This is a genomic window from Williamsia sp. Y712 (genome assembly GCF_059445525.1).
This window is the reverse complement of record NZ_JCAIUN010000001.1, coordinates 484654-508061: the sequence shown is the minus strand read 5'-3', so window position 1 is coordinate 508061 and position 23408 is coordinate 484654. Positions and strand designations below refer to the sequence as shown.

22 protein-coding genes are annotated in these 23408 nt (G+C 64.5%); 10 read left to right on the top strand and 12 right to left on the bottom strand.

The genetic code is table 11. From position 1 onward, the window contains the following. Positions 1-6 precede the first annotated feature (6 nt). Complete coding sequence (locus tag AC1D75_RS02510) at positions 7-1644, top strand: TM0106 family RecB-like putative nuclease (RefSeq protein WP_495513741.1); 1638 nt, start codon at positions 7-9, stop codon at positions 1642-1644. Positions 1645-1681: 37 nt separating this feature from the next. Here AC1D75_RS02510 and AC1D75_RS02505 read toward each other — a convergent pair whose 3' ends face one another. Further along, a complete protein-coding gene (locus AC1D75_RS02505; protein ID WP_495513740.1) occupies positions 1682-2512 on the bottom strand; it encodes a hypothetical protein in 831 nt (276 codons plus the stop codon). A gap of 268 nt (positions 2513-2780) precedes the next feature. Between AC1D75_RS02505 and AC1D75_RS02500 the strand changes: the two genes are divergently transcribed. The 3 genes from AC1D75_RS02500 to AC1D75_RS02490 are packed head-to-tail and all read left to right on the top strand — an operon-like array spanning position 2781 to position 5000. Then, positions 2781-3314, top strand: a complete 534-nt coding sequence (locus AC1D75_RS02500; RefSeq protein ID WP_495513739.1) for a helix-turn-helix domain-containing protein — start codon at positions 2781-2783, stop codon at positions 3312-3314. A 31-nt stretch (positions 3315-3345) separates the two neighbouring features. After that, the gene (locus tag AC1D75_RS02495; RefSeq protein WP_495513738.1) at positions 3346-3873 is read left to right on the top strand and encodes a hypothetical protein; all 528 of its coding nucleotides are present in this window, start codon (positions 3346-3348) and stop codon (positions 3871-3873) included. Beyond that, positions 3864-5000: an MAB_1171c family putative transporter gene (locus AC1D75_RS02490; RefSeq protein WP_495513737.1), complete on the top strand. Its 1137-nt coding sequence runs from the start codon at positions 3864-3866 to the stop codon at positions 4998-5000. The genes AC1D75_RS02495 and AC1D75_RS02490 overlap by 10 nt, the downstream gene beginning before the upstream one ends. A gap of 80 nt (positions 5001-5080) precedes the next feature. Here the strand turns inward: AC1D75_RS02490 and AC1D75_RS02485 are convergent, their stop codons facing one another. The 6 genes from AC1D75_RS02485 to AC1D75_RS02460 all read right to left on the bottom strand — a co-directional run bounded on the left by AC1D75_RS02485 (position 5081) and on the right by AC1D75_RS02460 (position 9803). Further along, entirely contained in the window at positions 5081-6100 is a 1020-nt protein-coding gene (locus tag AC1D75_RS02485) for a zinc-dependent alcohol dehydrogenase family protein (RefSeq protein ID WP_495513736.1), read from the bottom strand. A 171-nt stretch (positions 6101-6271) separates the two neighbouring features. After that, on the bottom strand, positions 6272-7033 hold the full coding sequence (locus AC1D75_RS02480; RefSeq protein ID WP_495513735.1) for an SDR family NAD(P)-dependent oxidoreductase: 762 nt from the start codon (positions 7031-7033) through the stop codon (positions 6272-6274). A 64-nt stretch (positions 7034-7097) separates the two neighbouring features. After that, positions 7098-7826 carry a TMEM165/GDT1 family protein gene (locus AC1D75_RS02475; RefSeq protein WP_495513734.1) on the bottom strand — a complete coding sequence of 243 codons (729 nt, stop codon included), beginning with the start codon at positions 7824-7826 and terminating at the stop codon, positions 7098-7100. A 180-nt stretch (positions 7827-8006) separates the two neighbouring features. Then, positions 8007-8564, bottom strand: coding sequence for a peptidase (locus tag AC1D75_RS02470; protein WP_495513733.1), 558 nt, complete (start codon positions 8562-8564; stop codon positions 8007-8009). Between the two features lie 269 nt (positions 8565-8833). Then, positions 8834-9436, bottom strand: a complete 603-nt coding sequence (locus tag AC1D75_RS02465) for a superoxide dismutase (protein WP_495513732.1) — start codon at positions 9434-9436, stop codon at positions 8834-8836. 202 nt (positions 9437-9638) lie between these two features. Next, positions 9639-9803 (bottom strand): hypothetical protein, encoded by a 165-nt coding sequence (locus AC1D75_RS02460; protein WP_495513731.1) that lies wholly within the window; start codon positions 9801-9803, stop codon positions 9639-9641. A gap of 172 nt (positions 9804-9975) precedes the next feature. On the opposite strand from AC1D75_RS02460, the gene AC1D75_RS02455 reads away from it, so the two are divergent. The 5 genes from AC1D75_RS02455 (at position 9976) to AC1D75_RS02435 (ending at position 18178) form a co-directional block, all read left to right on the top strand. Next, positions 9976-11136, top strand: a complete 1161-nt coding sequence (locus AC1D75_RS02455; RefSeq protein ID WP_495513730.1) for an iron-containing alcohol dehydrogenase — start codon at positions 9976-9978, stop codon at positions 11134-11136. 140 nt (positions 11137-11276) lie between these two features. Continuing rightward, positions 11277-12830, top strand: coding sequence for a DUF3375 domain-containing protein (locus AC1D75_RS02450; protein WP_495513729.1), 1554 nt, complete (start codon positions 11277-11279; stop codon positions 12828-12830). Then, positions 12827-13627: a DUF4194 domain-containing protein gene (locus tag AC1D75_RS02445; protein ID WP_495513728.1), complete on the top strand. Its 801-nt coding sequence runs from the start codon at positions 12827-12829 to the stop codon at positions 13625-13627. The genes AC1D75_RS02450 and AC1D75_RS02445 overlap by 4 nt, the downstream gene beginning before the upstream one ends. Beyond that, positions 13624-17079: an ATP-binding protein gene (locus tag AC1D75_RS02440; RefSeq protein WP_495513727.1), complete on the top strand. Its 3456-nt coding sequence runs from the start codon at positions 13624-13626 to the stop codon at positions 17077-17079. The genes AC1D75_RS02445 and AC1D75_RS02440 overlap by 4 nt, the downstream gene beginning before the upstream one ends. 16 nt (positions 17080-17095) lie before the next feature. Beyond that, positions 17096-18178, top strand: coding sequence for a winged helix DNA-binding domain-containing protein (locus AC1D75_RS02435; RefSeq protein ID WP_495513726.1), 1083 nt, complete (start codon positions 17096-17098; stop codon positions 18176-18178). Positions 18179-18183: 5 nt separating this feature from the next. On the opposite strand, the gene AC1D75_RS02430 is transcribed toward AC1D75_RS02435, so the two are convergent. The 5 genes from AC1D75_RS02430 to AC1D75_RS02410 form a co-directional block, all read right to left on the bottom strand. Continuing rightward, the gene (locus AC1D75_RS02430; protein WP_495513725.1) at positions 18184-18663 is read right to left on the bottom strand and encodes a hypothetical protein; all 480 of its coding nucleotides are present in this window, start codon (positions 18661-18663) and stop codon (positions 18184-18186) included. Positions 18664-18773: 110 nt separating this feature from the next. Further along, positions 18774-19601, bottom strand: a complete 828-nt coding sequence (locus AC1D75_RS02425; protein WP_495513724.1) for a helix-turn-helix domain-containing protein — start codon at positions 19599-19601, stop codon at positions 18774-18776. A 13-nt stretch (positions 19602-19614) separates the two neighbouring features. Then, on the bottom strand, positions 19615-20376 hold the full coding sequence (locus AC1D75_RS02420) for an ABC transporter permease (RefSeq protein WP_495513723.1): 762 nt from the start codon (positions 20374-20376) through the stop codon (positions 19615-19617). Between the two features lie 9 nt (positions 20377-20385). Then, the gene (locus tag AC1D75_RS02415; RefSeq protein WP_495513722.1) at positions 20386-21198 is read right to left on the bottom strand and encodes an ABC transporter ATP-binding protein; all 813 of its coding nucleotides are present in this window, start codon (positions 21196-21198) and stop codon (positions 20386-20388) included. Between the two features lie 117 nt (positions 21199-21315). After that, positions 21316-22059: a VOC family protein gene (locus AC1D75_RS02410; RefSeq protein ID WP_495513721.1), complete on the bottom strand. Its 744-nt coding sequence runs from the start codon at positions 22057-22059 to the stop codon at positions 21316-21318. A 73-nt stretch (positions 22060-22132) separates the two neighbouring features. Between AC1D75_RS02410 and AC1D75_RS02405 the strand changes: the two genes are divergently transcribed. Next, on the top strand, positions 22133-22999 hold the full coding sequence (locus AC1D75_RS02405) for a S49 family peptidase (RefSeq protein ID WP_495513720.1): 867 nt from the start codon (positions 22133-22135) through the stop codon (positions 22997-22999). The last annotated feature ends 409 nt before the right edge of the window (positions 23000-23408 follow it).

Here is a 23408-nt window from a genome sequence, read left to right as displayed (position 1 = left end):
ATGTGGATGGCAATTCGTTCATCGGTGCCATCTGGCCCGAAAAGACCCCCGCTGCTCAGTCCTCGTGATCTGAGTGGCTGCGAGCATCGACTCGCCCGCGATTCCCTCTATCCCAAGGTGGAGTCGGTCCAGGAGGACCCGTCGGTCGCGGTGCGCAAAGAGGCGGCCGCCGCGCACCGCGAGCGTGTCCGGGACATGCTGCACGGACTACACGCCACCGAGTTGCACCGCTGGGCCGACGTCTCTTCAGGCCGGACGGCGCGTGCACGGGCGAAGTCGACCGTCTCTGCGATGAACGCGGGCGCCAAGTGGATCTGGGGCGCCGCCCTGCCCGACGATCCAGAATCCGGACGTCGGGGCTGGGCGGAAATGCTCATCCAAATCGACACGGGTTATGTGCCGGTCATCGTGGTCAATCACAAATCGTTTGATCCGGGGGCCGGTGCGGTCACCAGCCCGGTGTGGACGTGGCAGCCGTCGGTGGACGAGACCCGCAAGGTTCGTGGCAACTCTCGCGACACCACCCGCCTGGCGCATCTGTATCGCATGCTGCAGAAATTGGGCTTGGCGGCGACGACCCCGACCGGCGGTGTCATCGGTCTGGACCCCACGGCGATGGTGGTCCACGACCTCACCGACGCCGTGGTGCGCTACGACGACCTCCTGCGGCGCAGGCTGGGCATCGCACGCGGCAAGGTCTCAACCGCCCCGTCGCGGATCGGGGAGTGCCGTAACTGCGTCTGGTGGAGTGCCTGCGGGCCCGAACTCGAGCAGGCCCACGACGTGAGCCTGGTGGTCAACGGGAATCTCACCCAGATGCTCGCGACGGTCGGGGTACGGACCATCGACCAACTCGCCGGGTACGACGGACCGCTTCCCGAAGGGTTGTCGAGTCTGGACGATCCGATCCTCTCGGCGCGGGCCTATCTGGCGGATGTGAAATTGGTTCGCCGGATGCCCGATGTCGAGGTGGTGCGGGCCGACGTCGAGATCGACATCGACATGGAGAGCTATCAGGACGACGGTGCATATCTGTGGGGCACGCTCCTGACCGACAACACCGATCCGTCGCGCCCGGTGCGCTACATCCCGTTTGTCACCTGGACGCCGCTGCCGACCGTGGACGAAGCGCGATCCTTCGCCGAGTTCTGGGGGTGGCTGATGACGGAACTACAGACTGCTATTGCAAATGGCAAATCATTCGCGGCATATTGCTATTCGCAGCAGGCCGAGAACAGGTGGCTGCTGGGTTCCGCCGATCGATTTGCCGGACACCCGGGTATTCCGACGCGCGACGAGGTCACCGCATTCATCAACTCCGAACACTGGGTCGATATCTACGAGGCGGTCAGTCGCAATTTCCTGAGCCCCGAAGGAAAAGGTCTCAAGAAAATTGCCCCCCATGCGGGCTTCACGTGGCGCGACGACGAGGCCGGTGGAGAGGCATCGATGCAGTGGTATCGCCGGGCGGTCGGACTCGACGGTGACGATGTCGACCACACCCAGCGCGTGCGGTTGCTCGAATACAACGAGGACGACGTCCGTGCCACGAAGGCGTTGCGTGAGTGGATGGATGGTGGGGGAGCACAGCACATTCCGCTGGGGTCGGAGCTACCGGCGCCCGCCCCTGCGTCCGATCGCTGACTTCCGGGCCCGCGAATCCGGAGCGGCAGTGGGTTTGTCAGCTCCGAAGTGAGCCGCGCAGTGATTCGAGGAACGAGCCACTTCCCAGTAGTGCGAGCGCCCCCAGGACGAACAGGCCCGCAGGCGCTAGATCGCGTGCGGTATCGGCGCCGATGCAGCCGCCCGAATCGGTGGTTCCCAGAAGGCATTGCGCGGAGGTCGTCACCGGATCGATGGCGGTGATCACGGGTGCGGCGGTCGTCGGGGCCGGATTCTGTGGCTGTGGATCCGGGCGGGGTGCCGTCGGGGCGGGGATGTCTGTCGCGGGTTCGACCGTCGGAATGGATTCGACCGCAACGCCACCGCCGGTGGCGACGCCGCTTGCCGTCTCGCCGCCTCCCGTCTCGCCGCCTCCCGTCCCACCGCCTCCCGTTCCACCGCCGGTCGGCGCGAGCGGGGCGATGCCGACGTCCTGGCGTTCGGGTGTTGGCGGAGTGCTCGGCTTCGGGAGCTGTCCCGGGGGCCTGGTCGAGGTCTGCAGCGAATTGCTGTCGGACGATGTCGATGTGGCGCCACCACCGCCGGCCGGTGGGTTGTAGGTCGGGGCCGGAGGCCGGGTCTGCGTTGTCGGGGTGCTCGGATGCGTCGTCCCCGGATCGACGGGCACCTCGGTGCCGGCGGATGGTTCGGTCTCGCTTGGCGGACCGGTTTCGTTTGTGATCCGGGTTGGCGAGGGTTGATGCCCGCAGTTCGACCATGCCGGGTTGCAGTGCGCGGAAGCCGCGGAATTGGTCACCAGCAGGGAAATACCGCCGATGAGAAGAGCGCACATTCCGAGAAATGCCGACCACCGCAGGGTGCTCACACGGCGCGCGCGATGCTTCGGCATCCGTCCTCCAGGTTGGCTTCCGCAAATCAGCTATTGAAATTTTCGCCTGTACACGGTTTATTCAGGTGGGCAAGTCAGCGTCGACTCCGCCCAAACCGGAAAAATCATGCATCCCCCGGAGCGCCTGAACCTGATTGGCAGCTAATTTGCAGTAAGCTACCATATGGCAAACAGGGCATACGGCGTAGTGAATTTTCCGAACTGCTAGCCGTTCGTGCTGCGGCGATCGGCCTCACAGAGGGACACCTTGATGCGTGTGGAGCATGGAATGACTGAGAATGTGGAACCGGTAGATCCAGAGACGACCACGTTCGACCCGGGTCTGTTCGCCCGGCGACTCGAAGAGCTGTTTCGGACCGTACCCGGGCCCAACGGTCGCGCCTACAGCGCCAAAGCCATCGCCAATCGGTCGACCGAACTCGGATTCCGACTCGGAGAGTCGTACTTGAGCCAACTGCGGTCCGGTAAGGCGAAGTCGCCTTCCTTCCGCACGGTCGAGGGCATATCGGCGGCGTTCGGTGTGGACGTCCACTATTTCCTCGAAGACCGCGCTGCCCAGCGCACCCGCGACCAGATCGACCTCATGCGCCTGCAGGCCGACACCAACGTGCAGTTGGCGGCGTTCCGTCTCGCCGGCTTGTCGAGTGATTCGGTGACGGTCGTCAACGAACTGATCAAGGTGCTTCGCGTCCAGCAGGGTCTGCCCGCAGATCCTCCGGATCTGTTGAAGTCCTCGGAACCCGAACTCGGCCACGGCCACTCGGGGCTGCGCGTTGTCGAGAGGCATGAAGCCGCCGACTAGGTTTTGACCGGGGGCGGTACCGTACGGGGTCATGCGGTCCGAAAGAGCTCTGCGGACGCTGTGTCGCCGCGAGCTGGCCGATCTGTTGCTCGATCTGCCGCTCGACGCCGAACAGCTGTGTCGGTTGTACGGCGAGAAGCGTGGGCGGGCCATCAAGATCATCGCGCACCCGCTTCCGGTCGGGATGCCGAACGGTGTCTGGATGATGGCCGAGGACGCCGACTACTTCTTCTACCAGGCCAGCACCACCAAACTTCACCGCGATCAGATCGTCGTCCACGAGTTCGGGCACCTGATCGCCGGTCATCAGATCCTCGGTTCTGATCCCTCGGTGCTGGCCGGTGGTGCTCTGTCGTCCACTGGTGGCGACGGACAACCCCTTCAGGATGCCCTGAGCCGTACCTGTTACTCCGATGAGCGTGAGTGGGAAGCCGAGATGCTGGCCACGATCATCAGGGAATGGGCGGCGAAGGCTGTGCAAGGCGTCGGACGATCGGCTAGACATGGGGGATTGCGCGGTATTCAGAGCGTGCTCGGGGGGCATTCGGGATGGTTGTAGGTGTTGTCAACGCTGCCGCGTTGGCGATCTTCGCCGTCGCGCTGTGCTGGCGCATCGATCAGATCCGGCGAGAGCGTGCCGGCCTCCAACCACTTGCGTTGACGGTGGCCGTCGCCGCGATGACGTTGGCATTTGTCGACACCAACACGCAGGTGCGCGAGTGGCTCGATTCGGCTCTTTTCACCGGGGCCGGCCGGGTGTTGTTCTATTGCCTGTCGGCCGTCGGGGTGGCCGCACTGGTGGTCGTCTTCTTCTTCGGGACCGCGGAGAGCGGTCGTCGGCGCCGTGCCGGAATGGAAGCGGTGCCACTGGTTGTCGCAATGATCGGGCTCAACGTCGCGATGCTGGCAACCCCGACCCCGGTGCGGACCAGGGTCGTGTCGGAGTGGACAGTCCAGCACATCGGTTTTGCGTTGTTCTTCGTCATCGCCGGCTGCTATCTCGTCTACGCGCTCGGCGCCTGTGTGGTGTCGATCGCGCGCTACGTGGGCGTGGCGGAAGGCTATCTGCGCCACTCGCTGATCGCCTTGCTGGCAGGTTTGACGATGGTCGGCGCCGGCGCGTTCATCCAGACGGTCTTTGTGGTGTCGGCCGGGCTCGATCTGTTCAATCTTCCGGTGCTGCTGACGATCGCCGGCGTGATCTCGGCGGTGGGTGCGGTGTTGTTCCTTACCGGGATCTCCTACCCGATGGTGCGGGCGCGGTGGATGACGCTGCGCCACGACATCCGCCATCGACGTCACCATCGAGAACTCGAAACGCTCTGGACCCTGACCACTTCTGCGATACCCGAGGTGGTCCTGCCGCCGCGAACCGGCAAGCACGTCGAGGGCTCGATCAACCTGTTGTACCAACGTCGGGTCATCGAGATCCGGGACGCGGTTGTGCAACTGAGTCCGTACCTGCCGGAAGACTTCGACAGTCGGCCCGTCTCCGATCAGGCCGACGCCATGCGCACTGCCGTCGACACCTACCGGGAGGCCGGCGGTTCGTCCGGTGCCGTTCGCGAGGTGCTCGCCGGGGCGGCCGACGACCTCGACTCCGATGCCAGGCCGCTACGACGACTCTCGCGGGAGTTGGATCGCGTGGCTCCCGGAACCGCCCGGGTACGACATCGGGCGGCCTAGCCCGGTGTGCGCCGAACGCGACTTCCATTGGTGAATATGTTGTCGGACTGGGATTTTCATTCGCCGCGATCGATTCCGCGTCAGACGGTCAACAAGACCTTGGTGGCCCGGCGCTCGCTCATGGCTAGGTAACCTTCGGCGGCCTGTTCGAGCGGCAAGGTGAGATCGAAGACCTTGCCGGGGTCGATGGTGCGGTTCCAGATGAGGTCGATCAGTTCGGGTAGGAAGCGGCGCACCGGTGCCGGTCCGCCGTGCAGGTGAATCTCGGCGAAGAACAAATCCAGTCCGGGGAGTTCGACGTCGTGGGAGACACCGACGTACCCGACGTGGCCTCCGGGACGGGTGGAGCCGATGGCCTGCATCATCGATTGTTGTGTGCCCACCGCCTCGACGACCGAGTGTGCGCCCAGACCGCCGGTGAGTTCCTTGATCTTCGCGACGCCGTCGTCCCCGCGCTCTTCGACGATGTCGGTGGCGCCGAATTCCCGGGCCAGGGCCTGGCGGTCGGCGTGACGGCTCATGGCGATGATCCGATCGGCGCCGAGCTCTTTGGCAGCCAGGACTGCGAGCAGGCCGACGGCGCCGTCACCGACAACCGCCACGGTTTTACCCGGTCCGGCCTCGGCAGCGACGGCACCGAACCATCCGGTGCCCAGGACGTCGGAGGCCGCGAGTAGCGATGGGACCAGATCCGGGTCGGGTTGACCGGGTGTGGCGACGAGTGTTCCGTCGGCAAGCGGGATGCGGGCGTACTCGGCTTGGGTGCCGATCGCGCCGATGGGGATTGCGTTCACGCACCGGGATTGGTAGCCGGCGCGACAGATCTCGCAGGTGTTGTCCGAGGCGAAGAATGACCCGACGACGAAATCGCCGACCGAAAGATCCTCCACCGAGTCGCCGATGTGCGTGACCGTACCGACGTACTCATGCCCCATGGGCATGTGATCGGCGGGGTCATCGCCGCGGTAGGGCCACAGGTCCGATCCGCAGACGCAGGTCGCCGCGAGACGAATGATCGCGTCGGTCGGCTCGACGACCACCGGGTCCGGACGTTCTTCGACCTGTACATCACCGGGCTGGTTCAGAATGACTCCACGCATGGCTATCTCCTCGATCGGGGGTGTATCTCCACACAACCAGCATCCGGTGGGCGGGGGGAGTCCCTCAAGAAAGATTTCGCGCCCATGATGGCCTCCGGGGCCCGGTCGGGAAAACACAGGAAGCCGGGCCCTGTGAAGGACCCGGCTCCTGCTGTTGATCTGAGGTGGTGGCTAGCGCGGAGCCATCCGCAGCGCGCCATCCATCCGGATGGTCTCGCCGTTCAGGTAGTCGTGGTCGACGATGAATGCCGCGAGCTTGGCGTAGTCCTGCGGATCGCCGAGACGCTTCGGGAACGGGATGCCCGCTTCCAGGGTCTTCTTGAATTCCGGGGTGATGCCGTCGAGCATCGGGGTGTTGATCGTGCCGGGAGCGATGGTGCACACCCGGACACCCACCTGGGCGAGGTCGCGGGCCGCGGTGATGGTCATCGCGTGCACGCCACCCTTGGAGGCGGTGTAGGCGATCTGGCCGATCTGGCCTTCGAAGGCTGCCACGGATGCGGTGTTGATGATGACGCCGCGCTGGTCGTTTTCGTCGACCGGCTCCTGGCTCTGCATGCGGTTGGCGGCCAGGCGCATCACGTTGAACGTGCCGAGCAGGTTGATCTCGATGATCTTGCGGAAGAGTTCGAGCTCGTGCGGACCTTTTTTGGTCAGGATGCGGCTGGCCCAGCCGACACCGGCGCAGTTGACGGCAACCCGCAGCGGGGCACCGGACTCTGCGATGGTGTCGAGAGCGGCTTCGACGTCGGCTTCGCTGGTGACGTCAGCGGCCAGGAGGGTGACACCCTCTACCGGCTCGGCCTTGTCGATAGACGGCTGCAGATCCAGCCCGAAGACAACCGCGCCCGCATCGGCGAAACGCTTGGCGGTGGCTGCGCCCAGACCTGAGGCTCCACCGGTGACCAATACTGCTGATCCTGAGATCTCCACGACTTGATGCCGTCCCTTCGATGAGTGTCCACGGGGAACGTCCTAGACCCCGCGTCTATACACCCTAGTCAGAGACTTTCGTGGCAGCCCGGTCGGCTGCTCCCTGGTTGCCTCGGGCCAACTCCGCGGCTTCCTCGCGGCGGGCCTTGATCAACCAGACGCCGACCACTGTGATGATCGCGACCAGGCTGATCGTCGCGATGGTGATGGTGAGATCGTCGGCGCTGATCAGACCGTCGATGGTCAGCCAGGCGGCGAACACGAAGAAGAGTGCCGCGGCGCCGATGGCGATCGTCTTCTCCGGCAGGCGACGGCCCAGCATCGCACCGACGCCGATCGCCAGGGCGTCGGCGGCGACCATGCCGATGGTCGATCCGATCCACACGCCGAGCCAGTTCTTGTCGGTCGAGAGGGTGATGGTCGCGAGCATCGTCTTGTCGCCGAGTTCGGCGAGGAAGAACGATGCGATCACGGCGAACAACACGGACTTGGTGACACGGTCGGCCTTGACCGATTCGTCGTCGTCGAGGCTGTCGCCGCGGACGGTCCAGAAGCCGAAGACCAGCATCGCCAGGCCGCCGACGATCGTGAGCAGATCGGAGGGGATGGACAAACCAAGGAAATGGCCGACCCCGACCGACACCGCGTGCACAAGGGTTGTCGCGATGGTGATGCCCGCGAGCACCACCCACCAGCGGTACTTCAGCGCATAGGTCATCGCCATCAGCTGGGACTTGTCGCCGAGTTCGGCCACGAAGATCACGCCGAAGCTGACCAGGAATGCGGTAATCACTTAGCCAACGTAAACGGCATTCTCATATTTGCGCAAGTGATTGTTCACCCGTATCGATGCAGGTAGGGTGCCCTTTTTTGAATGTTAGGCTACCCGAAACTTAGGTTTCCCTAACCCGTGCTTCCCGGCACGGACCACCGCGTGGGTCCTGACGTGCGCGGACTTCGTGATCCGGGTTACTCAGGCGGCGAGCAACATCGCGAGAACCGCGGTGTCGGGGTCGGTACCGAGATCGACGCCGATCTGATTTCGCATCATGACGACGGTCCCGTCGGCCTCTGCCTCGGCCCAGCCCGCGCGATGATCGAGTCCGAGTTCAGGGAGACCCGGAAGCAGCACACAACCCGACGCGACGTCGGAACATTCCGGCAGGGACGGCTTGGTCTCCGAGGGCGGATGGAGCATCAGCAGTGCAGGCGGCGGAGTCGTGAAGTGCCCGGATTCGGCGAAGCTGTTGTCGAAGACGCTACCCACCGCGAGCATCAGGCCGACCGTGTCCGGATCGCAGGCTTCGGGCCGATCTTCGATGACGCTGAAAACGGTCGTGGTCCGAAGGAATCCGGGCCGGCACGCGATGCGGACCGAGGCGACCAGCGTCTGTGTCCATTCCAGGGTGGTATCCGGCCAGCGGCCGGAGATCAGGATGCCACGCAGTTCACCCTCCTGATGAAAGGGCGTGAGGCCGATCGGTTTCAGTCCGGACCGCGGTGCATGGTGGCCGGTGGCGTCCTCGTTCATGGTGACCTCCTGTTGCCGGAAGTGAATGTCACTGCTTGGGTCGCCTTTGACCGGTTCGCGATGCATATCGCGGTGTTGCGGAGCTGTCGGTTTTGCGGAGCTGTACTGGAAGCATGCCCGGTAAACGGTTGGCACACAAGCCGACTCGACTGCCAAACAGCAGGTTGCGGAGAAGTGTCGCCCGCGGACGCCAAACGGCGACCATCCCCCGGCTGGGGGAGATCGCCGTTCGAGTAGAACTGCCGCAGTTTCCTGCCGGATCTACGGGATCAAGCGGTCGCCTTGGCGAAACGCTCAGCAGCGTCGGCCCAGTTGACGATGTTCCACCAAGCCTTGATGTAGTCGGGCTTGACGTTCTGGTAGTCCAGGTAGAAGGCGTGCTCCCACATGTCCAGCAGCACGATGGGGGTCTGGTTCGGCGGGATGTTGCCGCTCTGATCGGTGAGCTGCAGGATCACGAGCTGGCCGATGAAAGCGTCGTACGCCAGGATGGCCCAGCCGCTGCCCTGCAGGGTGGCTGCGGCGGCGGTGAAGTGGGCGCGGAACTTGTCGAAGCTGCCGAACTGATCGTCGATGGCTGCGGCCAGCTCACCTTCGGGCTTGTCTCCTCCGTTGGGGGACAGGTTCTTCCAGAAGATGGAGTGGTTGGTGTGGCCACCGAGGTGGAAGGCCAGCGTCTTGCTCAGGCCTGCGACCTTGTCTGCGATCGTGCCGTCTTCACGTGCCTCGGCCAGTTTGCCGAGCGTGGCGTTGAGACCGGCAACGTAGGTGGCATGGTGCTTGCTGTGGTGCAGCTCCATGATCCTGCCGGAGATGTGCGGCTCAAGAGCTGCGTAGTCATAGTCGAGTTCCGGCAAGGTGTAGTCAGACACGATGTTCCTCTCACTATCTGGGGACCCGTCGTCCCCGCTTGGTAGTCGGCGCGCTGGGCATTTAAGGGACTTACCCAATTGAACGCAGTTCTACCCTTCCGTAGGCGGTTGGGATGTGCAATACCGCACGCCGAATGCACCTCAAGCCCGGTTGAGGTTTGAGGTGTCCGTTTGTGGCGGTCTACAGGCCGTGGACCAGCGGTTATGCGAAGAAGATGAGGATCAGCAGGAGCGCAAGGAGGGCAACGATGCTGAGGCTTGTGGTGACACACCGGGTCGCGACATTGATGGGTTCGGACCCCGGCCACGCGCTTCGGCGACGCTCGAACCGTCGGGCGCCTGCGCCTGAGCTGGTCGAGGATGCCACCCGATCTCCTGCCGTCAGCAATCAGCTTTTTCGACCCGAAGTGACTGTGGTCACACGGGCTTTGTGTCGCACAGCTAAACACGTCTGCTCCCGCGACTCAACCCGAACGGGTAAATCGGCACCCTTGTTGTGACCGGGAGATCCCGATCGGGCGGGTGGTTAGGATTACCCGATGATCAGCTCCATCGCACTGCCGCGAGAGATCCGCATCGGAGCCGGGGCGATAGATCAGCTACCTGATGTGATCGTCGGACTCGGGGCTCGTCGACCACTCCTGATCACCGACGGTTTCCTGTCTTCGCAGGGTGCGCCAGAACGCGTCGTGCGGGCGCTGGAGGCTGCCGGACTCGACGCCGACTACTTCGACGGAACCGTTCCCGATCCCACCACCGCATCGCTGGAATCGGGGCTGCGGGCGGTCCGCGATCACGGGGCGGACCTGTTGATCGGTTTCGGTGGCGGCAGCCCGATGGACACGGCGAAGGCATTGGCTCTGCTCGCGGTCCGCAACGGCACGATGCGCGACTACAAGGCCCCACTGCGCAACGATGCGCCGGGATTGCCGGTGGTGGCCGTGCCGACCACCGCGGGAAGTGGATCCGAGGCCACACAGTTCACGATCATCACCGACAGTGAGAGCGACGAGAAGATGCTTTGCATCGGACGCGCGTTCTTGCCGGTCGCGGCGATCGTCGACTACGAGCTGACGCTGTCGATGCCCGCCCGGCTCACCGCCGACACGGGTATCGACGCGCTCACCCATGCCGTGGAGGCGTATGTCAGCCGGAAGAACAACACGTTCTCCGACGACTTCTGCCTGCGAGCGATCGCGGCGATCGGCGGGCACCTGCGACGGGTGTATGCCGACGGTTCGGATCGCGACGCCAGGTCGGCGATGATGCAGGCGGCACTCCATGCCGGTATCGCCTTCTCGAACTCGTCCGTGGCGCTGGTCCACGGCATGAGCAGGCCCATCGGCGCGCACTTCCACCTCGCGCACGGTCTGTCGAACGCCATGCTGTTCGCGGCGGTGACCCGGTTTTCGCTGGAGGGCGCCACCGAGCGCTACGCGGACTGCGCTCGCGCGCTGGGCTGTGCCACGGCGACCGACTCCGATCAACGCGCAGCGGGTCTGCTCGTCGACGAACTCACCAGGCTGTCGGAGGAGCTGGCGGTCCCCACCCCGGAGCGCAGCGGTATCGCGCCGGAGCGTTGGGACGACTTGATCCCGCTGATGGCGCGCCAGGCGATCGAGTCGGGTTCCCCGGCCAACAACCCGCGGATCCCGTCGGCAGCAGAGATCGAGAAGCTCTACGCGGAGATCTACCGGTGAGGGTGATCACCGGCTGACACGCGTGGTCTTCAGCGTGCCGAACCGGCAACTATCATCGCCTGCGGGCAACCTGCGAGGGTTGCCGCGCGTCCAAACCTGGACCACCGAAACACACGACGTTGCCGAACCGAGGGGGACACATGGCACGGCCCACTGCCGCGCAACTGTATGCCGCCTACGGTGACAACGCCGATAGTGACGTCACACTGCGGCTCCTGCGTTCCCGCAATGCGGTGCCGTACCTCGCGATCATGGCGGCACGGCTGGCCGACGGGCAGGTCGACGGCGATCACCTTGCGGCCGGCATCGAGAAGGACCTCGACGACCTGGCCGGGCACTGGACCGATCGTGGCTGGGAATTGCCGACGCCGGACGACCTCCTCGACCGGTGGGTGCGAGCCGGATACCTGGCGCGCACACTCCAGAACGATTCGACCATCGAGCGCTATCAACTCACCCGGGGTGCCACCCAGGCCATCGCGCAGGTGCAGGCGGTTCGGCAGAACCGTACGGTGGCCACCGAGACCGTGCTCGAACTCGTGATGTCGCGGCTGTCCAACATCGCGGTGTCGATCGATCCAGACCCGGGCGAGCACATCCGAGACATCGACCGCAAGATCGCCGAATTGTCCAGGCGGCGCGACGAATTGGCCGCCGGTGCGGTGCCGGTGGTCGATACCCGTCGGGTGCTCGATGACATTCGGATGGTCAGTTCACTCGCCGAACGCATGCCCGCCGACATCATCGGATACGGCGAGAAGATGCGCGAGAACTCGCGGGCACTGTTGACCACCGGCATCGATGCCGAGCAGGGATCGCACGCCGACGTACTCAACCGCATGTTCGACGGCCATGACGCACTGGCCGATTCGGACGAGGGCAAGGCTTTCGACACCTTCTACACGCTCATCGCCGATCACCGCCTGCGAGAGGATCTGGAGTCGAGCATCGAGCGGATCGCCACCGGGTTGCCGAATCTGCCGCCCGACCTCCTCGACACCTTGACCGGGTTCATCGACCGCATGTGGGATGAGGTGCAGGCGGTCGACGAGGTACGCGGGCAGGTCTACCGGCGCATCAACACCTTCGTCAAAGACGGTGACTTCCTGCACTACCGCGCGTTGCGGGCGCAGATCGCCGATGCCCAGCGGGCCGCGATGGCCGCGTTCACCGAAGCCGGTCCGGGCCGCGACATGGGAATCGAGGTGCCCATGAGTGCTGCGGTCACCAATTCCGTTGGCGCACTGATATTCCACGACGGCATCGTCGAGTCGCCGGGTGCGGTCGCCGACACCGCAGGTGAGATCAGCATCAACCCCGTCGACCTGGTGGGTGTGGAGTCGATCGACTGGCATTCACTGACCGATGCGGTCAACGAGGCGCTGAGCATCGGCCCGGCGGGCATCGACGAGGTACTCGCCCGGTTGCCGAAAGCCCGGACCGGTGACGTGGTCGGCATCTGGTCGCTGGCCCAGCGTCACGGCGCCACCGACAATGACAGCACCGTCACCGTTTTGGCCCACACCGCCCGTGGACTGCGTGAAATCTACTTACCCGCAGTGCGATTCACCAGCGCGCTACCCGATCCGATCACGGCGTTGCCGCACGAGGTCATGCACTTGCTCGACGAGCCGAGTACCGATGACACCGCCCCCAACGCATCCGCCCCCAGTTCCACCAGGAGAGGTCGATGACCACATCGGAAGATCAGGTCCCCGAACACGCGGACGCACCACAAGGTGAGGCGGAGCAGGACGGCGACGACCTGTTCGTCGACTCCCCCGAAGCATTCGAGGCGCCTCCGGTCGACCTGTCCCACTTCGCATTCGACGGATCAGTGCCGGTCGGGAGCATCAGCGAGGCCCGGGTCGACGCGCGATTCGAGGGCGATACCTCGGCGCTGCCCGCACCGGTCTGTTATGCCTTGCAAGAACTTGTTGCCGCGGCGCATGTTTCGGTGCGATCACGCAACTGGAAGACGATCGAGATCCATGAAGAGGTCATCCGGTCGAGGCTGTCGGAGCTGAACCTGCAGCTGGAGATCAATCGGGAACACAAGTACGCGTTCACCAGGCAGGTCTCGGAGAACGACCCGAGGCAGCGCAACATCCTGCGGGCGCAGACGCTGACGTTGGCGGCTTCGGTGCTGGCGCTGTTCCTCCGCCAGAAGTACCTGACCAGTGCCGACGAGTCGGTGGTGGTCGAACGTGGCGAGATCATCGACCACATGCTCACTTACAAGCCGGTGTCGGATACGGACGAGGCCGGGTTCGTCAAACGTATCGACGCCGCGATCAATCAGCTCGAATCCCGCAAGATCATCAGGGCACTTCCGGGCACCGACCGCTATGTGGTGCTGGGTGTGATCGCCTCCCTGCTCGGACCGGAGCAGGTGGCCGCGTACACGGAGGCGTATCGACGCCTGGCCGGTGACTACGAGGAGGCCGGTACCGACCTGGCTGAACTCGATGACCAGGAGCGCACATCATGACCGAGATCCTGGAACGTGACGAGGCGGGCAACGTAGCCCGACCATCCGAACCGGCAGGCAAGCGCACGCTCAACATCGGGCAGTTCCGTTTGACCAGACTCCAAATGGTCAACTGGGGCACGTTCGACGGATACAAGGACTACCCGATCGACGAGCGCGGCGTGATGCTGACGGGCCCGTCGGGGTCGGGTAAGTCGTCGATGATGGACGGCCACTCGGTGGTCCTTCTGCCCACCTACGACCAGGTGTTCAACGCATCAGCCGACCTCACCGCAAAGGGCGCCAAGAAGGCGGCCCGTTCGATGGCCGACTACGTGCGGGGTGCATGGGCGGAGAACGACGATCGCTACAACCAGTCGCAGGTTCAGTACCTGCGCGCCGACGGTGCCACCTGGTCGGCGATCGCGGCCACCTACGACAACGGTGCCGGGTCGGCGACGACCGCGGTTGCGATCAAGTGGTTCCCCGGTTCGGGTACCGACGGCAGTTCGCTGCGGTCGTGGTACCAGTTGCATGACGGGCACTGGGATCTGTTGTCGCTCAATGCCTGGGCCCAAAGCGGTTTCGACATCCGGCGTTTCCGGACCAGTAATCCGACAGTCGAGTGTTTCGACGTGCAGAGCGCCTATCAGGAGGCCCTGCGCCGGCGGGTGGGCATCGGCCAGTCGTCGGCCGCGCTGTCGCTGATGGGTAAGGCCAAGGCGATGAAAAACGTCGGCGACCTCAACCTGTTCATCCGTACCTACATGCTCGATCGCCCGGAAACCTACGCGAAGGCCGAGCGGTTGGTGGAGAACTTCACCCAACTCGACGAGGCGTACCAGGCCGCGGCGCGCGCGAATGCACAGGAACAGGTGTTGCGCCCGATCCCCGAGGCGTGGAAAACCTATTGCAGCGCAGAGGAATCCACCACCAGGGCGGGCACGTTGCTTGGCCCGCCGATGCGTGGATTCATGCGCGAGCATCGGATGACGTTGTTGCAGGAGCGACTCGACCGGATCGACGCCGACCGGTTGCGCCTGGACAACGAGGTCGCCAATTGGGAGAACCTGGCCGACGAACGTGAAGAACGCCACGGGTCCCTGCGTGATCAGCTGACGTCCGAGAAGGGTGAGCTGACCACGCTGGAATCGGAACTGAAATCGTTCGAACAGCAGGTGACCGCACGGAACCGGGCCTATGAGCGCTACTCCACATTGGTGGGTGGGCTCGGTGAGCAGACCCCCGAGACCCAGGATGAGTTCGCGGCCTTGAGGTTGCGGGCACCGGAGATCGCCCGGGCGGCAAGGGAATCGGCAGAGCGTCTCGCGACGTCGGCGCATGCGTTCTTCACCGCCGAGACCGATGCGCGCCGCGCGTACGAAGGTGCGGTCGAAGAACTGTCGAGCCTCAACACCCGCCGGTCGCTGCTGCCCCGTGAAGTGCTCGGGCAGCGTGACGGGATCGCGCAGGCCACCGGTGTGCCGCCCGAGGATCTTCCGTTTGCCGCCGAACTCATCGACGTCGACCCCGAGGAAAAGGACCGCTGGGCCGGCGCCGCCGAGCGGGTGCTCCGTGGCCTCGGTATGACGATGCTCGTGCCGGAGACCCACCGGCGGACGATCGGCGACTTCGTCAACCGCACCAACCTCGGCGGTGTGCTGGAATACCGCGTCTACCAAGAGAATGCGTCCTCGTCGGGCGCACCTGTACCCGGATCGCTCGCGGAGAAGCTCCTGGTCGACCGTCGCCACCCGGCGGGGTCGTGGCTGGCGAATGTGGTGGCGCACAGCGCCGAACACATGTGCGTCGATCTGCCTGCCCAACTCGAGAACCATCTGTTGGCGGTGACGCCGCAGGGTCTGGTGAAGTCCGGCCGCGACCGCTTCCGTAAGGACGACCGCCGGTCGGTGTCGGACCGTACCCAGTGGATCCTCGGATCGAACACCGACGGCAAACGCGCTGCCCTCGAGGAGTCTCGGGATCACCTCGAAGCGGTGTACCGCGAGGCGCGTCAGGCTGCCCAGGACAAACGAGATCTGTTGGAGCAGAACCGGGAACGCGCGAAGAATGCCGATTCGCTGGCCGGATATGCATCGTGGGCCGAACTCAACTGGTGGTCGTCGCAGCGCGATGCCGACGAGTTGAACACCCGCATCGACCGGGTCCGCGAGAACCGCGTCGACCTCGCCGAACTCGAAGAGCAGGTCGAGATCGCGCGCGCCGACTGGCGTGAGGCCGTGGCCCGGGTGGGCGCACTCGGTGATCAGTTGGGCCACATCGGATCTGACTGGGACCGGTGGTTTGCCGAGTTCGAGCAGGTCAAGGCCGAGAACTTCAAGATCGACGACGGAGACCGCGGGTACCTCGCAGAGGTGCTCGCCGAGACCCTGTCCGCGGGTGGCAAGACACTGACCCTCGACAACTACGGCGAGGTGCGTTCGGATCTGCGCAACGCTTTGGAAGCGATTGTCGGCAAGGCGAATGCCGAACGCGATGGCGCGGAGAACAAGGTTGTGCGGGCGGCGGAGGCCTTCTTGCGGGAATGGCCCGAGGCGTCGGCGAACCTGAGTGCCACCATCGAGTACGCCGCCGATCTGGTGTCCATCCACACCAGCCTCGTCGAGCACGGTCTGGCCTCCACGCAGCAACGCTTCCGGCAGCTGATCACCACGGACATCAGCCATTCGGTGTCGAATCTGTACAAGGAGATCACCGACACCAACAAGCGCATCACACGCGGTATCGCCGAGGTCAACCTCGGACTACACCGAGTGGACTTCAACGAGGGCACGTATCTGCAGATCGCGCAGTTGCACAACCCCACCGACGAGTCCCGTGAGTTCGCCAAGATCGTCGACCAGATGATCCGGGATGCCCCGGCTGCCAAGGGCGGTGACGGCGCGGTGCTGGCCCGCCAGTTCTATCGCATCCGCGATCTGGTGGCCCGGCTCACCGGTACCGATGCCGAGAGCCGTCGCTGGTGCGACAACGTCCTCGACGTCCGCAACAGCTACACGTTCTATGGCAAGGAGCTCGCGGCCGGTGCACCTGCGGACGATCCACCGGTGCACACCTACCGCAACACCGCATCCAACTCCGGTGGTGAGCAGGAGAAGCTGGTGGCGTTCTGTTTGGCTGCGGCGCTGAGCTATTCATTGAGCCACGGTGGTCACGAGGCGAAGGGGCAGGCGGACCTCGATCCGAGACCCAGCTTCGCTCCGCTGATGTTGGATGAGGCGTTCAGCAAGTCCGATGAGACGTTCAGCTCGCAGTCGTTGCGGGCGTTCGAGCAGTTCGGATTTCAGCTGATCATCGCGGCCCCGATCCGCATGGTCGGTATCGTCGAACCCTTCATCGGCCAGGTCATCCTGGTGGACAAGCAGATCGGTGAAACCGGGGCTCGCTCCGACGCCCGGGCCGCCACGTTCGGTGAGTTGGCCGATGCGCGGGCCTCGGGTGGACGCAAGTAGAGAACGGGCGGACAGCATGGCCGGATCGATCAGTCTGCGGCAGTGGAACCGGACGTTGCTGCAACGGCAGCACCTCCTCGAGCGGATTGATGAGGATGTGCTCGACGTCCTCGATCGGTGCGTGGGGTTGCAGTCCCAGGATCCCAAGGTCGCGTTCTACGGATTGTGGTCACGGATAGCCGATTTCGACCCGGCGGACCTCGATGAGTTGATGACCGGTCGCGAGGTGGTGCGGATGGCACTGCTGCGCAGCACGGTTTTTCTCATGGACGCCGAAGATGCGCGCTGGGTACGACCGCTGGCCCAGGCGAGCATGGACGGCGAGATGCGGAACAACCATGTCAAGCATCTGGCCGGCGCCGATCCCGAGGACGTGGCCCAGCACGGACGTGAGTTGCTCAGCGGCACAAAACTTTCCGTGAAAGAGCTCAGCGCCTCCCTGGCGCAGCGGTGGCCGGATGCCGTCGCCGCATCCCTGGCCACCGTGGTCCGCTGCCTGGTCCCGCTGGTCCAGGTGCCGCCGCGGGGAACGTGGCAGGGTTCGGCGACGACCACCTACAGCCTCTACGACGACTGGTGTGGGCCCGGCGAGTCGGCGGTGACGGGGGACGAGGCGGTCAAGGATCTCATCCGCCTGTACCTGCGCGGGTTCGGTCCCGCGACGATCAAGGGGATAGGGAGCTGGGCGGGCATTACGCGGCTTCGTCCCGTCGTCGAGGCGATGGAAGCCGATTGGGAGCTGGACAAGCTGACCGGTCCGGGAGGCGAGGAACTGTTCGACCTCGCAGGTATCGCCCTTGCCGACGAAACCCTGCCCGCACCGGCCCGTCTGGTGGCGCCCTTCGACAACATCGTTGTCTCACAGGGAACCGACCGCCGTCGTGTTGTCGATGACGAGGTGTTCCCGCATCTGGTCACCCCCAACGGAAGATCACCTGGATTCGTGTTGGTCGACGGCCGGGTGGCCGGTACCTGGAAGCCGGTGAAGGACGGGAAGAACACCGCCATCGACGTCAACTATCTGGTCAAGGTGTCGGCGTCCGAGAAGCGGGGTGTGGAGTCAGAACGCGAACAGCTCACCGCGTTCTGCAACGCCTGACCCTCTTACTGCACCTGCATGGTCCCCGAGCAAGATGTCGACGGGATCGCCCACAGGGCGTTGCGGTTGACCGCGGAGAAGGTGAAGTCGACGGTGCCCGCGCCGGTGTTGAGATCGAAGGTGGGGCCTGAAACGTAGGCGCTGATGCGGGCGGTGTCGAAGGTCGTCCCGGCGCGGCCGGTGTTCCGGTTCCGCCAGTCCAGACGGCCGATCGAGTCATAGCTGAGGTCGCGGGAGAAGATCGCCCAGTTGGTGGAGACGTCACGCACGGCGGCGTTCACCCGCCCGGGACCGGTCGGGTAGACGAACAACCGCGCGGTACTGAACGGCTGGTCGACGATATAGGGGCTCACACCCCAACAGCGGGTCATCGGGACAACGGTCTCCGCGGAGGCCTGTCCGGCACCGATGGTGCCGATTCCGATCGTGGCGGCGAGCGCAAACAAAGCCGCGGCGGCGTTACGCCGGATGTTGTGGTGAGCCATCGTGCCTGTCTCCTATGCGTCGAGGTGAAACCCGGTCGAGCTCGAAACGTGCGGTGAATGTGCTGGGTCTATCGCCGGTGCAACCGAAACTGTTCCGGCCGGGCCGGAATTCATTCACCTGAATGACCGGCGCCACCTGAATGACCGCTGAGTGGCGCCACTGCGGTGCTCAGCCGGTCGGCCGGGATGCGTTCGATACGGGTCCATCCCTTCCAGCCTCGCGCTTCCAGTTCAGCCAGAATCGGTTTCACGATCGGTGCGGCTTCGAACGTGGTCGCGTCCAGAAGTTTGATGAACGGATCGTCGAAACCATCGACCTCGTACTCGCCGGCCTCCACCGCGCGGATCATCTGGCGCTCGATGATGTCGGCGACCTCGAAGATCCGCGGATCGTCGGTCTGCCAGTCGAATGCGCCGCTGAGCATCGTGTAGAGCCGGACGATGTCTGGGTCGTCGAGCTCTTTCTGCTTCATGACGATGACATCGTCGATCTGGTCTGGTACCTGAGCGGCGATCATGATCCAGGCGTCGCGCTCCATCTCGATGTAACGTTCCGCGAGGCCGAGCCCGCGCAACCGGTCGAGGTAGTCGACCACGCTCTGCGGTATCGCCAGATGCTCGCCTGCGGCCAGCCGGGTGAGCCGCTTGCGGGTGTCCTGCAGCCGGCGGATCTCGGCACGCAGCTTCTTGTCGATCTCCCCGAGACCCTCGGTAAACTCGTCCGCGTCGGCGTCGAGCAGTTCTTCCACCCGGGCCAGCGGCACACCGGCATCGGCCAGCGTGTGGATCCGGATCAGGGTCACCACCGCGGCGGCGTCGTAGATCCGGTAACCGGAGTGGTCGCGTTCGGGCTCCGGTAGCAGCCCGATCTTGTGGTAGTGCCGGATCGCCCGCACCGTCACTCCCGCGTAGGTCGCCAACTGGCTGATGGTGAGCATGGTTCAGCCTGCCTCAGCTGGTCTTCCGGCGGAAGGTGATGGTCGCGAAGAGATATGCCAGGACACCGATCCCGACGCACCAGGCCACTGCGATCCACATGTCGCTACCGACGGACCCGCCGGCCAACAGATCACGGAGCGTATTGACGATCGAAGTCACCGGTTGATTCTCGGCGAACCACCGCACCGGGCCGGGCATGGTCTCGGTCGGCGCAAACGCCGAGCTGAGGAACGGCAGGAAGATGAGCGGGTAGGCGAACACGCTCGCGCCCTCCACCGTCGTCGCGGTGAGGCCGGGGATCACCGCGATCCAGGTCAGCGCGAGGGTGAACAGCAGCAGGATGGCAATCACCCCGAGCCAGGCCAGAATGCCTGCGTCTGAGCGGAACCCCATCAGCAGGGCTACGCCCACCACGATCACCAACGAGATCGCGTTGGCGACGAGTGAGGTCAGAACATGTGCCCACAGCACCCCCGACCGTGCGATCGGCATGGACCGGAAGCGTTCGAAAATTCCGCCCCGCACGTCCTGGAAGAGCCGGAATGCGGTGTAGGAGATACCAGAGGCGATCGTGATGAGCAGAATGCCGGGAAGCATGTAGTCGATGTAGTCGACCGAGCCGGTGTCGATTGCGCCGCCGAATACGTAGACGAACATCAGCATCAACGCGATCGGCATGAGTGCGGTCGTGATGATGGTGTCGATGCTGCGCGTGACATGACGCAGCGTCCGTCCGGTGAGAACGGCGGTGTCGGCGATGGATTGGGTGACCATGATCGTTCCCTACGTGGTGGTCGAGTGGGTGGGGGTGGCGGCGTCGGCGCGTTTGCCTCCATCGCCGACGACCGCAAAGAAGACGTCTTCGAGCGTTGGCTGCTTCTCGACGTACTCGACCTCGGTGGGTGGCAGCAGAGCCTTGAGTTCGGCGAGGGTGCCGTTGACGATGATCCGTCCGTGATGCAGGATCGCGATCCGGTCGGCGAGATGCTCGGCCTCTTCCAGATGCTGCGTTGTGAGCAGTACCGTCGTGCCGCGCCCGGCGAGGCTCTTCACGGTGTCCCACACCTCGATACGTGCCTCGGGGTCGAGTCCGGTTGTTGGTTCGTCCAGGAAGATCACCGGTGGATCCCCGATCAGGCTCATGGCGATGTCGATGCGGCGGCGCATGCCACCCGAGTATGTCGAGACCCTTCGCCCGGCCGCTTCGGTCAGTGAAAAGCGTTGCAGAAGAGCCTCTGCCGTTGCGCCCGGATTCTTGACGTGCCGGAGCCTCGCGATGAGGGCGAGGTTCTCCCGGCCGGTCAGGATCTCATCAACCGCGGCGAACTGTCCGGTGAGGCTGATCGACTTGCGTACCTCGTCGGCCTGCGACGCGGTGTCGAAGCCGTTGACGCGGGCTGAACCCGCGTCGGCCGCCAGGAGCGTCGACAGGATCTTCACGACGGTCGTCTTACCCGCACCGTTCGAGCCGAGCAACGCGAAGACGCTGCCCCGCGCGACATCGAAGTCCACGCCCCGCAGTACCTCGAGTTTCCCGAACGATTTTTCAAGTCCCTGCACAGCAATCGCCGGGCCGGTGCTCGGTGCTGGTGTCATCGTCTATCTCCTTTCGCAGGAAGCGGTTCCGATCTGTGCGGAAGCTTCTGCGACAAGGATGGAGGGTTGACCCTGCGTCAAGGTCAAGCGTTCGAGGCGTGATTTACGATCGGCGCTTCACTGCGCCAGATTCCCGGACCGCGGGTTGCGGTGGGTGATGCAGTAGCGCCGTCCGATCGGATCTTCCATCACCGTCCAGAAGCGTTGGTGTTCGACCACTTTGGCGCCCCAGCCCTCGTGTCGCGCCACCTCTTCTTCGGGGTGGGTGCTCGCCAGATCCAGGTGACCACCGATGTGCCGGGATCTCACCCGCTGCAACATGATGCGCAACGGCATCTCGTCGGGGCGGCGCAGATTACGGAACTCCGGTAGCAGGCCCTGCCGCCACGGCCAGGTGGTCAGCGCCGCCCAGAAGTCGCACTCGATGTCGTAGTCGGCGGCGGGGACGTCGATGGAGACCTGATCGATGATGCTGATCGTGTCACCCGGCCAGCGGATCGGGCGGGAGCGACGGCTTTCGCCCTGCCAGGGGATCAGACAGAAGCTGAAGCCGCCGGGTGAACGCAGGACCACGACGTCGGGATTCTTCGAGACGATCGTGGCGCCGAGCGCACTGGCCCGGCCGATCGACTCGGTCAGATCGTCGACGTGCAGATCCAGATGCACGCCACCATCGCCGGAATCGATCCGTTGGACCCGCAGGTGGGGGTCACCGTTGAACGGTTCGAGCGAGGCGAACTCGCGGTGGGCGCCGCGGGCCGGTGACACCGTGCTGCCGGCGATCGCGCGCCAGAACGTCACTTCGTCGCTGAAACTCTCGCGCGGGAAGTCTAAGAAGACGGAGAGCCATCGGACTGTCATATAGGCCAGTGTGGGGGGTCGGGGTCGGCGCTGCCCCCTCATTCCGGCGGACGAGTCCGCTTACTGTGGACTGATGGGTCCCTTGAAGAAGATCGCACGCAGGATGGCAAAGGCGCACGCCGACAAGGTTGCAGTTGTGCGCCTGGAAGGGATCATCGGTGGGATCGGGCCCGGTCGTCACGGGCTGACCGCGGAAAATCTCGAATCGAACCTGACTCGGGCGTTCGAGACCGAACGACTCAAAGCGGTGGTCCTGGTGATCAATTCACCCGGGGGATCACCGACGCAGTCGGAGTACATCGCGGAGCGCATCAGGCAGCTGTCGTCGGAGAAGGGCGTGCGCGTCATGGCCTTCTGCGAGGACGTCGCGGCCTCGGGCGGGTACTGGATCGCCTGCGCCGCTGACGAGATCTATGCGGCGCACACGTCGATCGTCGGTTCGATCGGGGTGGTCTCGTCAGGCTTCGGCCTGCAGGACCTGATCAGCCGGGTCGGGGTGGAGCGCCGGGTCCATACCGCCGGTGAGAACAAGTCCCGGCTCGACCCGTTCACCCCGGAGAAGCCCGAGGACGTCGCCTGGTTGCGCGGTCTGCAGGACGACCTCCACGGCGCCTTCATCACGTGGGTGCGACAGCGCCGCGGCACCAAACTCGTGGGGACCGACGCGGACCTGTTCAACGGCGATGTCTGGGTGGGACGCGCGGCGGTCGATGTGGGACTCGTCGACGGTATCGGTGTCCTCCGGTCGGTGATGGCCGAGCGGTTCCCCGATGCCGAACTGGAGATCATCGCCCCGCCGAAGCCGCTGTTGGCCCGAATCGCCGGATTGGCGTCGGACACCACGATGGCCGGAACGAGCGCCGAAGCGGTTGACGGATTCGTCGGCGGTGCCATCTCAGCGGTCGAGCGCCGCGCCCAGTGGATGCGATTCGGACTCTAGTGCCCCGAGTCAGAAGTCCTTTTGCAGTCTCCGGCGTTCGATCGGCGCCTGCCAGCGTTGTCATCGGCTGTGCCGAAGGCGCACGTCTTCGACATGGATAGCTCCGCTATGCCTCCCTCTTCCGCCTTGCCGGCCACCCATCGCTCCACCGGATACAAGCAAGAAACTTCTGACTCGCGACACCAGATCCGTCCCCCGTCCGGGGCCTGAATGCAAACCCGCTGGTGGTGCAGAAGTGACGGGTGGGTTGTGGATAAATGGGCAGGCGGATTGTGATCGCCTGTGAGTAGCCGACGGACGTAGTCCGAAAGTTATCCACAGGCACCCCCTAATGTGCTGGTTCAGCCGGTGCCGACCAACGCTCAACCTGTGGATGAGGCTGTGGAAACTGTGGAGAAGTTATCAACAA

Bases quoted from the DNA above. Each gene is read 5' to 3' on its own strand.
- AC1D75_RS02485 (WP_495513736.1), bottom strand. From the start codon at position 6,100: ATGCGTGGAGTCATTCTGAACCAGCCCGGTGATGTACAGGTCGAAGAA.
- AC1D75_RS02410 (WP_495513721.1), bottom strand. From the start codon at position 22,059: ATGACAGTCCGATGGCTCTCCGTCTTCTTAGACTTCCCGCGCGAGAGT.
- AC1D75_RS02470 (WP_495513733.1), bottom strand. From the start codon at position 8,564: ATGAACGAGGACGCCACCGGCCACCATGCACCGCGGTCCGGACTGAAA.
- AC1D75_RS02505 (WP_495513740.1), bottom strand. From the start codon at position 2,512: ATGCCGAAGCATCGCGCGCGCCGTGTGAGCACCCTGCGGTGGTCGGCA.
- AC1D75_RS02430 (WP_495513725.1), bottom strand. From the start codon at position 18,663: ATGGCTCACCACAACATCCGGCGTAACGCCGCCGCGGCTTTGTTTGCG.
- AC1D75_RS02415 (WP_495513722.1), bottom strand. From the start codon at position 21,198: ATGACACCAGCACCGAGCACCGGCCCGGCGATTGCTGTGCAGGGACTT.
- AC1D75_RS02500 (WP_495513739.1), top strand. From the start codon at position 2,781: ATGACTGAGAATGTGGAACCGGTAGATCCAGAGACGACCACGTTCGAC.
- AC1D75_RS02445 (WP_495513728.1), top strand. From the start codon at position 12,827: ATGACCACATCGGAAGATCAGGTCCCCGAACACGCGGACGCACCACAA.
- AC1D75_RS02425 (WP_495513724.1), bottom strand. From the start codon at position 19,601: ATGCTCACCATCAGCCAGTTGGCGACCTACGCGGGAGTGACGGTGCGG.
- AC1D75_RS02450 (WP_495513729.1), top strand. From the start codon at position 11,277: ATGGCACGGCCCACTGCCGCGCAACTGTATGCCGCCTACGGTGACAAC.
- AC1D75_RS02405 (WP_495513720.1), top strand. From the start codon at position 22,133: ATGGGTCCCTTGAAGAAGATCGCACGCAGGATGGCAAAGGCGCACGCC.
- AC1D75_RS02435 (WP_495513726.1), top strand. From the start codon at position 17,096: ATGGCCGGATCGATCAGTCTGCGGCAGTGGAACCGGACGTTGCTGCAA.
- AC1D75_RS02440 (WP_495513727.1), top strand. From the start codon at position 13,624: ATGACCGAGATCCTGGAACGTGACGAGGCGGGCAACGTAGCCCGACCA.
- AC1D75_RS02495 (WP_495513738.1), top strand. From the start codon at position 3,346: ATGCGGTCCGAAAGAGCTCTGCGGACGCTGTGTCGCCGCGAGCTGGCC.
- AC1D75_RS02510 (WP_495513741.1), top strand. From the start codon at position 7: ATGGCAATTCGTTCATCGGTGCCATCTGGCCCGAAAAGACCCCCGCTG.
- AC1D75_RS02455 (WP_495513730.1), top strand. From the start codon at position 9,976: ATGATCAGCTCCATCGCACTGCCGCGAGAGATCCGCATCGGAGCCGGG.
- AC1D75_RS02490 (WP_495513737.1), top strand. From the start codon at position 3,864: ATGGTTGTAGGTGTTGTCAACGCTGCCGCGTTGGCGATCTTCGCCGTC.
- AC1D75_RS02420 (WP_495513723.1), bottom strand. From the start codon at position 20,376: ATGGTCACCCAATCCATCGCCGACACCGCCGTTCTCACCGGACGGACG.